14 protein-coding genes and 1 other RNA gene are annotated in these 10,741 nt (G+C 62.8%); 7 read left to right on the plus strand and 8 right to left on the minus strand.

The features are described from left to right. Nucleotides 1-685 (minus strand): thymidylate synthase (locus EN949_RS27955; RefSeq protein WP_127371846.1); only part of this gene is annotated, 685 nt, incomplete at its 3' end. A gap of 160 nt (nt 686-845) precedes the next feature. Further along, nucleotides 846-1,157, minus strand: coding sequence for a DUF2853 family protein (locus EN949_RS27960; RefSeq protein ID WP_013531020.1), 312 nt, complete (start codon nt 1,155-1,157; stop codon nt 846-848). A gap of 170 nt (nt 1,158-1,327) precedes the next feature. Between EN949_RS27960 and ssrA the strand changes: the two genes are divergently transcribed. After that, nucleotides 1,328-1,687: a transfer-messenger RNA gene (ssrA, locus tag EN949_RS27965) on the plus strand. Between the two features lie 86 nt (nt 1,688-1,773). Next, nucleotides 1,774-2,328, plus strand: coding sequence for an AAA family ATPase (locus EN949_RS27970; RefSeq protein WP_206523654.1), 555 nt, complete (start codon nt 1,774-1,776; stop codon nt 2,326-2,328). A gap of 24 nt (nt 2,329-2,352) precedes the next feature. On the opposite strand, the gene EN949_RS27975 is transcribed toward EN949_RS27970, so the two are convergent. From EN949_RS27975 to EN949_RS27995, 5 genes are all read right to left on the minus strand, one after another. Beyond that, entirely contained in the window at nt 2,353-3,399 is a 1,047-nt protein-coding gene (locus EN949_RS27975) for a dienelactone hydrolase (RefSeq protein WP_127371374.1), read from the minus strand. A gap of 115 nt (nt 3,400-3,514) precedes the next feature. Further along, nucleotides 3,515-4,222 (minus strand): DUF2807 domain-containing protein, encoded by a 708-nt coding sequence (locus tag EN949_RS27980; RefSeq protein ID WP_164754776.1) that lies wholly within the window; start codon nt 4,220-4,222, stop codon nt 3,515-3,517. A 43-nt stretch (nt 4,223-4,265) separates the two neighbouring features. Beyond that, entirely contained in the window at nt 4,266-4,832 is a 567-nt protein-coding gene (locus tag EN949_RS27985) for a DUF1700 domain-containing protein (RefSeq protein WP_127367610.1), read from the minus strand. Next, nucleotides 4,829-5,155: a PadR family transcriptional regulator gene (locus EN949_RS27990; protein WP_024501425.1), complete on the minus strand. Its 327-nt coding sequence runs from the start codon at nt 5,153-5,155 to the stop codon at nt 4,829-4,831. Before EN949_RS27990 ends, EN949_RS27985 begins: the two co-directional genes overlap by 4 nt. A gap of 164 nt (nt 5,156-5,319) precedes the next feature. Then, entirely contained in the window at nt 5,320-6,525 is a 1,206-nt protein-coding gene (locus EN949_RS27995; RefSeq protein WP_013531018.1) for a multidrug effflux MFS transporter, read from the minus strand. A 188-nt stretch (nt 6,526-6,713) separates the two neighbouring features. Between EN949_RS27995 and EN949_RS28000 the strand changes: the two genes are divergently transcribed. From EN949_RS28000 to EN949_RS28015, 4 genes are all read left to right on the plus strand, one after another. After that, the gene (locus tag EN949_RS28000) at nt 6,714-7,403 is read left to right on the plus strand and encodes a TetR/AcrR family transcriptional regulator (protein WP_013531017.1); all 690 of its coding nucleotides are present in this window, start codon (nt 6,714-6,716) and stop codon (nt 7,401-7,403) included. A gap of 118 nt (nt 7,404-7,521) precedes the next feature. Further along, a complete protein-coding gene (locus EN949_RS28005) occupies nt 7,522-8,058 on the plus strand; it encodes an SspB family protein (RefSeq protein WP_013531016.1) in 537 nt (178 codons plus the stop codon). 16 nt (nt 8,059-8,074) lie between these two features. Further along, nucleotides 8,075-8,272: a DUF4169 family protein gene (locus EN949_RS28010; protein ID WP_024501426.1), complete on the plus strand. Its 198-nt coding sequence runs from the start codon at nt 8,075-8,077 to the stop codon at nt 8,270-8,272. Then, complete coding sequence (locus tag EN949_RS28015) at nt 8,269-8,493, plus strand: ribbon-helix-helix domain-containing protein (RefSeq protein WP_013531014.1); 225 nt, start codon at nt 8,269-8,271, stop codon at nt 8,491-8,493. The genes EN949_RS28010 and EN949_RS28015 overlap by 4 nt, the downstream gene beginning before the upstream one ends. Here the strand turns inward: EN949_RS28015 and EN949_RS28020 are convergent. Next, nucleotides 8,490-10,292, minus strand: a complete 1,803-nt coding sequence (locus tag EN949_RS28020; RefSeq protein ID WP_127371847.1) for a chloride channel protein — start codon at nt 10,290-10,292, stop codon at nt 8,490-8,492. The two genes, EN949_RS28015 and EN949_RS28020, sit on opposite strands and share 4 nt — an antisense overlap. 153 nt (nt 10,293-10,445) lie before the next feature. Between EN949_RS28020 and EN949_RS28025 the strand changes: the two genes are divergently transcribed. Beyond that, nucleotides 10,446-10,741 (plus strand): helix-turn-helix domain-containing protein (locus EN949_RS28025; protein ID WP_164782561.1); only part of this gene is annotated, 296 nt, incomplete at its 3' end.

Consider the following 10,741-nt stretch of genomic DNA (forward strand, 5'->3'; position numbering starts at 1 on the left):
TCGGCAGCGTCCTCGGGGTGCGCCGCAGCTGTTCGCGTGCTTGCTCGAAATGGTTCGAGTAGAGGTGCGCATCGCCAAGTGTGTGGACGAAATCGCCGGGTTTCAGCCCTGTCACCTGCGCCACCATCAAGGTCAGCAGGGCATAGGACGCGATGTTGAACGGCACGCCAAGGAAGATATCGGCGGAACGCTGGTAGAGTTGGCAGGAAAGCCGCCCTTCCGAAACATAGAACTGGAACAGGCAGTGGCAGGGCGGCAGCGCCATCGCTTCCACCTCGGCTGGGTTCCATGCCGAAACAATCAGCCGCCGCGATTGAGGATTTCTGCGTATCTCCTTGAGAAGATTCGCGATCTGGTCGATCGAGCCGCCATGGCCGTCCGGCCAGGAACGCCACTGCTTGCCGTAGACCGGGCCGAGATCGCCATTCTCGTCGGCCCATTCGTCCCAGATCGAGACGCCATGGTCGGTGAGATATTTGATGTTGGTGTCGCCGGCCAGGAACCACAGAAGCTCATGGATGATCGACTTGAGATGCAGCTTCTTGGTTGTGGTGACGGGAAAGCCGCGCGCCAGGTCGAAACGCATCTGGTAGCCGAAGACGGAGCGCGTTCCGGTGCCGGTGCGGTCGCCGCGGTCGGCGCCGTTGTCCAGCACGTGCTGCAGGAGGTCGAGATACTGGCGCATCGGTTCCGGCTCGATTCGGTTGTCCAGCCATCATAACTGACAGACGGGCGATCGAACACCACAAAGCAGCGCGCAAGCCATGCCCGAAGCCAGTCAGTCCCCAACAACATCACCGGCTGGCGCATGGACCGCGCCAGCCCGGCGAATTGAAGCGCGGCCGTCAGAGGGAGCCGAGCTTACCCAGGTCCTTGGCAACCAGGTAGTAGAAGGTAACCCGGTTCTTGGTGTTGTCGGCGGCCATCGCCTTGCAGACCTTCTCGATCGAAGCGTCGGCCTTGCTGTCGTCCGATATGCCGAGCTTCTTGGCAACCCAGCCAGCCTTGACGCGCTCCAATTCCTTCGGATCGGTGCAAGACACCAGCGAGGAATCGCGGTTCCGAAGCGCAATGCCAAGATGCTTCACGATTTTGTCGACCACGTCGGCACTCGCCGAGGCATCGTATTTCTTCACGTCTGCAAGATAGTCGGCCATCAAAATTCCCCTCGTCGGCGCCACGGATCCGATCGATGAGGGCTGTGGCGCGCTGCTGCAACTTGTGCGCTATGTCGATAACTCCTCACCGTGGCAAAGCTTCGGTTGAGACCGCGCTCAAGTCAACCCTTCGGACTTGCGGTTTTGACACGGGAACAAAGTGCCATTGCGGCCTTTCATTTCCTGCGATCGCCCCCTATATTCGGTTTGTCGGCTTGACCGACTATGGCGATAAATGGGCGATGAAATAAGCCGTTCGGACCCGGGGGCGGTACCCGGCGCCTCCACCAAAAGCCGCTGTTGACGACAGAGCGGTTTTTGCTGGGGGCGAAATAGGATCGACGAAGGTGTAAAGATCGTACTTTTGCCCGGCATGGTACCACCGTCATCGGGCTAAACCTGTAGTTGCAAATGACAACTATGCGGAAGCACGTCTCGCCGCGTAAGCGGTGCGATAGCTTCAAATCAAGCCCTAGAGGTTCGCACTTCTAGGCGGGGTTCGGAGGTACCTGGCAACAGAAACCTCCACTTCTCCCCTCCTCCGATATCCAGCATGCGCGACGGCAGTTCCGCCGCGAACGCGCCCTGCCGCGTGCTCCCTCTTCATGGACAAAACATGCAAAACGATTCCGATCGCTTTTTTGTGCTGACCGGCGGTCCCGGCTCCGGCAAGACCACCTTGATCGAAGCCCTGCGCCACGCAGGCTTTGCCGCCTCGGTCGAAGCCGGGCGTGGCATTATCCGCGACCAGTCCGCCATTGGCGGACCCGCTTTGCCCTGGCACGATCGCGCCCTGTTTGCCGAGTTGATGCTGTCATGGGAAATGCGCTCGTATCAAATTGCGCAAGAACAGACCGGGCGTCCTGTTTTTTTCGATCGCGGCGTTCCGGACACGCTCGGCTATCTCAGGCTGAGCGGCCTGCCGATACCCGAACACGCCCACGCTGCCGCAGAGCGCTTCCGCTATCATCGGCGCGTCTTCGTCGCCCCGCTTTGGCCGGAGATCTTCGCGCAGGACAAAGAGCGCAGGCAGACGCTCGACGAGGCCGAGCGCACCCACCATGCGCTGGTCGGCGTCTATACGGAACGGGGCTACGAGATGGTTCCGTTGCCGCTGGCCCCCGTCGAGGCGCGGCTGCGCTTCGTGCTGGCCGAGACAGGATTGGCGTGAAAGGCTCGACAGTCCGACCTTTGCTTATTGCACCGCTGTTTCGGCTGCTTCGTGGCCAGGCGCGGGCGTCTTTGCCCCGTGGTCCTGGTCTTCGGCCAAATGCTGGCGAAAGAAGGCAAGCACAGCGGCATTGAACGCCTTGTGAAAGGCAACCCGGTCGAAACCCGGAGCATCGATGCAAGCTGGCGATGGCTTGCGCGCGTCGTCGGCAGGACATGGCGTCAGGAAGGAGAGATGCACGGCGTTGGGCACAACGTGAAAGTCCGGTGTCCGCGGCAGCAATCCAGCCAGTCGCTTCACGTCGACGGGCGATACAGCGTCGCCGCCGAACTGCGAACTCCAGAGCTGGAGCGGCACCTTGACGTTCTCGACACTGTCGGCAGTCTGGAAAACGACGCTCAGCGGATCCGCCACCACGATCGCCTTGACGCGGGTATCGTGGGTCAGCGTTTCCGGCGGCAATTGCTTGCGCGCCGGCTTGGGCTGGTTGGCTGGCGGACAGCCGGTGTCGGCCGGGTCCGAACAGCGCGGCGGCAGTTTGTTGAAATCCGGATCGGCGCCGCCGATGACAAGGCCGGTATAGCCGCCTTGCGAAAATCCGTAGAAGCCGACGCGCTGAGGATCAATCTTGGCCGAATCCGCCGAGTTGCCGAGCATGAAATCGATGGTGCGCTTGATATCGATCGGACGCTGCCTCAGCACGCCCAGACCATTGGCCTGGCTCATATCGGCGTGGTTCGCGTGAGGATGGTTGATGGCAACGACGACAAAACCGGCATCCGCGAGCGTCTCGGCCATATCGTGGAGATCAAGGTACCAGCCGCCATAGCCATGTGAAATGACGACGAGCGGCAATCTCCCGCCCTCGATGGGGCAGTCGAGCACAGCCGGAACGGTAGACTGCTTGACCTTCACCTCGCCGGGCGGGCTGGCGCAGGGCGACCACATGGCAGCATCAATTGCCGGCCCGGCGGCATCGGCCGGTATCTGGATGAATTTCAAACCAGCGGCATGAGCTGTCGTGACGGCCAGACTTGCCAGGGCGGCAATCAGGAGCTTCTTCAAACGCATTTTCCTGTCTCCGATGTTCAAACAGATTGGTGTCCTCGGACCGCGGTCTGACCCGCCTTCCGGCTGCATACAGTGTGATGAGAAGTAGCGCGTGTGCGCGCTGCTTTGCAGCCGCTCAGGGCACCGTCTCGACCCTGCCGCTGCCGCTGACATGGGAATTGATCTTCGGGTTGCCGTGGACTTGCACATTGCCGCTGCCCGACACGCGGATATCGGCCTGGTCCCGCGGCGCGATATCGGCATTGCCGCTGCCGCTGATCTGGACACTGGCGGTCTTCGCCGTGAGTTTGCCGAAGTCACCTGAACCGGAGCCCGAGATGCGCAAGGAGAGATCCTGCACACTGCCGCTGGCGCGCACATCGCCGCTGCCGCTGATGCGCAGGTCCAGCGCCTCCTGGGCGAGAGCGGAAAGCTCGAGCCTGCCGCTGCCGCTCAACCGCCAACTGGGGACCGCTGGACCGGTAAGCTGGACGCTGACCGGCCGGCCATCGCAATCGAAGCCGTCGTCGAAGGCCAGCACATTGCCGGACAGGCGAACATGCGAAACCGCCTCGGGATCGCCGCTGACGACAGCCTGGGAAGGCGTGCCGGGCCGATAAGTGACCGTTGCCGGCAGGGCAATCTGGAATTCGCTGGAGATCGGTTGCCAGGCCAGCGTCACCGATCCGGGCTTGGTCCCATCACCGGAACCGCGGCAGCTGGAGGCAAAATTCCACCAGCGGCCACCTCTCCACTCGTTTCCGGCGATCGAATTCGCCAGCGACAGACAAATCACGGCCACTGCGAGCGACAGCACGGCGGTCCAGGCAAGCGTCTTGTTCATGGTGCACCTGTTATTTCTGCGTGGCGACGCGCCACTGGGTTGATCAGGGCTGGCGTGGTTTGACCAGGCGGTAATGCAGGCGCGCATAATCCCCCAGCAGCTTGACCCCGATATTGAGGCCGAGCAGCAGCAGCGAGCCCAATCCGATGCTGGCGGCGGCAAGGCCGACAGCGGCCAGCAAGCGTGCGAATGGCGTGGCCCACGATGCGAAATGCCAGAACGGCACGACACTCAACAGCAGCCCGACGCTGGCGACGCCGAGCGCCAGGGCCGCAATGCCGAGACCAAGCACGACGAAGCAGAAGACGATGAGAACCGGCAGCAGCAGGAGAATGTCGAAGGCGGCGAGCCCGGTCAGGGCGAGCAGCGCGGCGGCAACACCGGCCGGACCACGATCATGCTCCCAGCGGCGAATCCCTGCTTCCGCCCGCAGCTCCCGCCCAAGCCGCGCCGGATCGCCAAGTGCCTTGGCAACATCCTCTTCGCTCCGTCCGGAGGCTAGCGCCTCGTCGAAATGGGCGCCGTAGTCGGCGACGATTTCATCGACTTCGCCCGCGGGCATTCCGGCCAGGCTGTTGCGCAGGGAAACCAAGAAGGCATCGCGGTTCATTCCATCTCTCCCAGGAAAAGGTCGACGGCATCGACAAAGCTTCGCCATTCCCGGCTGCGCGCCTCGTAGACTGTCCTGCCGACTGCGGTGAGCCGGTAATATTTGCGGGGCGGCCCGCTCGTCGATTCGACGAGCCATGTCGCGACAAGCCCGTCACTCTGCATGCGCCGCATCAGCGGATAGATCGTCCCTTCTCCCATGCCGACACGCTCGGCCAGCGTGCTGGCGATCTCGTAGGCATAGCTTTCCCGCCGGGCGAGCAAGGCAAGGACACACAGTTCAAGCGCGCCCTTTTTCAGCTGGACATCATTTGGATCGGTCACGGTCGCTCCCGGCAAGTCCAGTACACCATATCGGCAGGTACCTTCTTATGCAAGGTACCAACTTAAACGTGATACCGAGGTGATGAACGAGGCGACGGACGCAGCTTCTCAGACATAAAAAAGGCCGGGAAAACCCGGCCTTTTCATATACCTGCGAGCAGTGCCTACTCGGCCGGCGCCTCGACGGCCTCGCGAGAGCGGCCGAGCGTGACCTTGGCCAGCGTGAAGGAAATCACCGCGCAGAGCGTGATGCCGGCCACCATCGGCAGCGGCGTACCGTCGAAGAACACGCCGGCAACACCCATGGCCAGTGCGCCGATGGCGAAATGCAGCGTGCCCATCAGCGCTGACGCCGTGCCGGCAATCTCGCCATGCTCTTCCATGGCCAGCACCGACGTGGTCGGAATGACCAGACCAAGGAAGCCGTAGCCGACGAACAGCAGCGCCGCCATCACGTCGAGCCGGTCGATGCCCGTCGCCATCACCGCGAACAGCACCACCATCGTCGTGGCATAGCCGGTCACCGCGACGCGCACCACGCGTCGCAGGCCGAAGCGCTCGGCCAGCAGCCCCGTCATCTGCGACATGCCGATGAAGGCGACCGCGTTGATCGAGAAGAACACGCTGTAGACCGAAGGCGACAGGCCGTAATGGTCGATCAGGATGAACGACGAGCTCGACAGATAGACGAAGAAGCTGGCAATGCCGAAGCCGGCAATCGCCGTCAGGCCGAGGAAGTTACGGTCGCCCATCAGGAAGCGGTAGGCCGACAGCGCGGTGCCGAAGGAGGACCCGGCGCGATCTTCCACCGGCCGCGTCTCCTTGAGCGAAGTCGCCAGAAGGATGGTGGCCAGCAGAGCCGCGCCCGTCACCGTCCAGAACACGGCACGCCAGCCGAAATTCTCGATGATCACGCTGCCGGTCAGCGGCGCCAGGATCGGCGACACCGAAAATACCAGCATCAGCAAGGACATCAGCTTGGCAGCCTCATTGCCGGTATGCAGGTCGCGCACGATGGCGCGCGGAACGGCCATGCCGGCGCTGGCGCCAAGCCCCTGCAGGAAGCGGAAAGCGATCAGCCATTCGATGGTCGGCGCCATTGCCGAACCGATGCCGCCGACCATGAACAGCGCAAGGCCGCCGTAGAGCGGCAGCTTGCGGCCGACCATGTCGGAGATCGGCCCGACGACGATCTGGCCAAAGCCCATCGACAGGAAGAAGATCAACAGGCTCATCTGCACGGCAGCGGTGCCGGCATGCAGATCGGCGCCGATCGACGGCAGCGCGGGCAGATACATGTCGATGGCGAACGGGCCGATGGCGGACAACAAGCCGAGCACGACCGCGATGCGGAGGAATTTGGGACTCATGATAGAGGCTTCTTTCAAATCTGGTTGCCGCCGCCAGGCGACGTCTAACCTAGGACGTTCCATCCCGTGAGATTCCGACACCTCGAGAGCGAGTTCTGTTCGTCTCTCTCATGCGAAATCTCTTTATCTTGTGTCCACAAATTTAGACACTCTTGTCTAAATCGTCAATCACCTCTATATAGTTTTTTATGAAGCTGCACGTTTCTCCTGACATTTTCCCGCCACGCGGTCATGAGGCCAAGCGCCTGTCGATCGTCGACTCCGCCGCCACCGTGTTTTGCCGCGAAGGTTTCGCCGGCGCCAACATCGACCTGATCGCCGCCGAAGCCGGCGTCTCGCGCCAGACCATCTACAACCATCACGGCGACAAGGAAAAACTGTTCGTCGCTGTGGTCCGTGATCTGACCGAACGTTGCAATGCCGGAATCTTCGCCACCATTGCCACCTTCCCCGATCAGCCGGGGGATCTCGAAGCCGACCTGATCGGCTTTGCGGTGCGCTTGAATCAGAATTGCATCTGCAACCGCGATGGAAAATTCCTGCGCAAGCTGATCCAGACCGAAGGCGAGCGCTATCCCGAACTGTTTGCCGAATGGCGCGAACAGGGACCGGGCAGGACATGGCCGGCAATCGCCGCCCGCTTCGCCCGCCTCGCCTATGGCGGCTATCTCACGATCGAGGACCCGGACGTGGCGGCACGCCAGTTCCTTGGCCTCGTCAATGCCGAACTGCAGACCACCTTCATGCTTGGCGGCTCGCCGCGCGAGGACGAGGTGCTGCAATCCGCGACCAATGGCGTGCGCACCTTTCTGCGCGCCTTCGGCAAGCGCCGCTCCGCGGCATCGTCCGAAAAGCAAAGCGCGCTCGCCAGCGCCTGAGCGATCAAATCGCCGGCAATAGTCTTCGCTTCCGCGCGAGGGTGATCTATATGCGGTTTACGCCGCGCTCAAGCTTGATTACAGCTATGCGGACGATTCAACGGAACCCGACCGCCACATGGCCGACGACCACATCCGCTACGACATTCTGGCCCAGGAGGCGTTGCGCGGCGTCATGCGCAAGGTCCTGGCCGAGGTCGCGCGCACCGGCCTCCCCGGCAACCACCACTTCTTCATCACCTTCCTGACCGGCGCGCCGGGCGTACGCGTGTCCTCGCGGCTGCGCGAGCGCTATCCCGAGCAGATGACCATCGTCATTCAGTTCCAGTATTGGGACCTGAAGGTGACCGATACCGGCTTCGAGGTTGGCCTGTCCTTCTCCGATGTGCCGGAAAAACTCGAAATCCCGTTCTCGGCCGTGCGCGGCTTCTATGATCCCTCGGTCAATTTCGAACTCGAATTCGACGTCAAGACGGATGGTGCGGCAGCCGATGAACCGGCTGCGCCAACTCCGGAGCCGTTGACCATCGTCTCCGAGAAAAAGCCGAAGGCCGAGAAGAAGGCCGCCGCGGAGGCGGAGAAGAAGCCCGCGGCCGCGGATGCCGCCACCAAGGGCGCCGAAGTGGTCTCGCTCGACGCCTTCCGCAAGAAATAGGCCGGCGACTTACGCCGTGGCCGAAATCGTCAATCTCCGCCAGGCCCGCAAGCAAAAGGCGCGGGACGAAAAGCTGCGCGCCGCCGAACAGAACCGCGCGCTGCACGGCCGCTCCAAGGCCGAAAAGGAACGCGATCGCGTCGCCGCCGACAAGAGCGAAAAATTCGTTGCCGGGCATCGTCGTGAAAAGCCCGGCGACCCCGGCCGTCAATGAGCCCGGTCGAAAAGCGTTCGGTGACCATTCGCGGCCACCGCACCAGCTACTCGCTTGAAAAGCCCTTCTATGACGACCTCGTCGCGATCGCGGCGACCAGGGAGCTGACGCTCGCTGCTCTTGTCGCCGAAGTCGACGAGACGCGGCCCCGCGACACCAACCTGTCCTCGGCGTTGAGGCTCCATGTGCTGGAGTGGGCGAAGCGAGGAGAAAGTATCTAAAGGCTTTCGACCGCGTCGTCCTTTTTCCTGCGTCTGGTGCCAAAGCCAAGCAAGGTCGAACGCTCGCGCTCCTCGGCCTGTTTCCTGGACCGCACGCGCATCAGATCCTTCCAGCCGACATAGCCGACCAGCAACGAGCCTTCGCGAGTGACGACGGGCAGATGGGAGACGTTGGCCATCAGCAGCTTGTCGGAGAGGCCTTCGAGATATTCGTCCGGATAGGCCAGCGTCACCTTGCTGCCGGCCAGCAACGCGCCAAGCGTGGTGGTGCGGTGCGTGCCGGCGCGTCTCCAGCGCAAGATCGCCGGCGGATCGATGAGGCCCAGCACCTGACCGTTCTCGTCGACCACCGGGAAACTCGGATGCCGTGTTTCCGGCGCCGTCAGGAAGGCTGCTGCGCCATGCAGCGTCATCGTCGCCGGCACGCTTTCGACCTGCGACGTCATCACCTCGCGCACCTTGGTCAGGGCGAAAGGGTCGACACGGTATTCGCGAACCAGATGGTGTCCCCTTCTGGCGATCTTTTCGGTCAGGATCGAACGCTTCATCAGAAGCACGGTCACGGCATGCGCCGCGGCGCAGGCGGCAATCAGCGGCACCAGCATATGTGTGTTGCCGGTCAGTTCGACGGCGAAGAACGTGGCGGTCAGCGGCGCGCGCATCGTGCCGCCCATGGTGGCGGCCATTGCCAGCAGCGCCCAGAAACCCGGATCCGCGGCAGGCAGAACGCCGGCGAGCACAGCGCCCATAGCCCCGCCCATGATCAACAGCGGCGCCAGCACACCTCCCGACGTTCCCGAGCCGAGCGCTACCGACCAGATGATCGCCTTGACCACCAGCAGCAGGAGTGCCGCCGTCGCGACGGTGCGGCCATCCAGCATGTCGGTGATGTTGTCATAGCCGACACCGAGCGCGTGCGGTTCGATCAGCCCGCCTATGCCGACCACCAGGCCGCCAAGCATCGGCCACCACATCCAGTGGATCGGCAGCTTCTGAAAACCGTCCTCGCAGGCATAGACCATCTGCGTCAGCAGTCCCGACAGAAGTCCTGCACAAACGCCGATCGCCACCCAGCCGGCAAGGCCGACAAAAGACACCTCCATGCCGCCCTGAAACGGAAAGATCGGCCCGGGCAGATGCAGCATGGTGCGCTCGACCTCGGCGATAACAGCCGCGACCGCCACCGGAATGAAGCTGCGCGGGGTCCATTCGAATAGCAGCAGTTCGACCGCCAGCATGATGGCGGCGATCGGTGTTCCGAACACCGTGGTCATGCCCGCTGCCGCACCAGCCACCAGCAGGGTCTTGCGCTCGTTGTCGCTGACCGGCAGCATCTGCGCGATCAGCGAGCCGATCGCGCCGCCTGTCATGATGATCGGTCCTTCCGCGCCGAACGGTCCGCCGGAACCGATCGAGATCGCCGACGACAGCGGCTTCAGGATCGCCACCTTGGCGTCGAGTTTCGAGCGCCCGAGCAGGATCGCCTCGATGGCTTCGGGAATGCCGTGGCCGCGGATCTTCTCGCTGCCATAGCGCGCCATCAGGCCGATGATCAGCGCACCGATCACCGGAACGAGGACGGCGGCAAGCCCAAGCGGCGTGTTCTCGAGCTTCAGGTCGGCAAGCGAGAACTGGCCGAAATAGGCGATGTTGGTGGCAAGCCGGATCAGCTTCAAAAGCGCGATGCCGGCAAACAACCCGGCTGTCGCCACCACCACGGCAATGGCGGCGACGAGCAGCACCCTGGGATCCGTGGTGAAATCGCGCAGGTGCTCCGGGTTCGAATGATGGGTCTTCATGGCAGTTGCTTCCTGGCGGCGGCCGTATGTCTGGATGCGGCACGGTCGAAGCGGCCAGCCGGGTTTGTCGGTGGCTATGTATCGTAACACGATATAAATATTCAAGCCGGTTTCGCCCGAAATCCGTTTGAGCTTTCGCCGGAAAACGAACACATGTCTGATATGTCGCAGCCACGAGAACCACGCCCCGCCATCAGCCAGGCCGATTACCAGCGGCTGTCGGAGTTTCGCTACCTGATCCGCCGGTTCCTCGAATTCAGCCAGGTCCAGGCGGAAGACGCCGGCCTGACCCCGCGCCAGCATCAGGCGCTGCTGGCGATCAAGGGATTCCCCGGCGGCGGCCCGGTGACGGTTGGCGATCTCGCGGAACGCCTGCGCATTCGCCACCACAGCGCCGTCGAACTGGTCAACCGTCTCGGCGAGGCAGGGCTGGTCACAAGGGATCAGGA

It is taken from the genome of Mesorhizobium sp. M7A.F.Ca.US.007.01.2.1, from assembly GCF_003998165.1.
Taxonomy (GTDB): domain Bacteria; phylum Pseudomonadota; class Alphaproteobacteria; order Rhizobiales; family Rhizobiaceae; genus Mesorhizobium; species Mesorhizobium ciceri.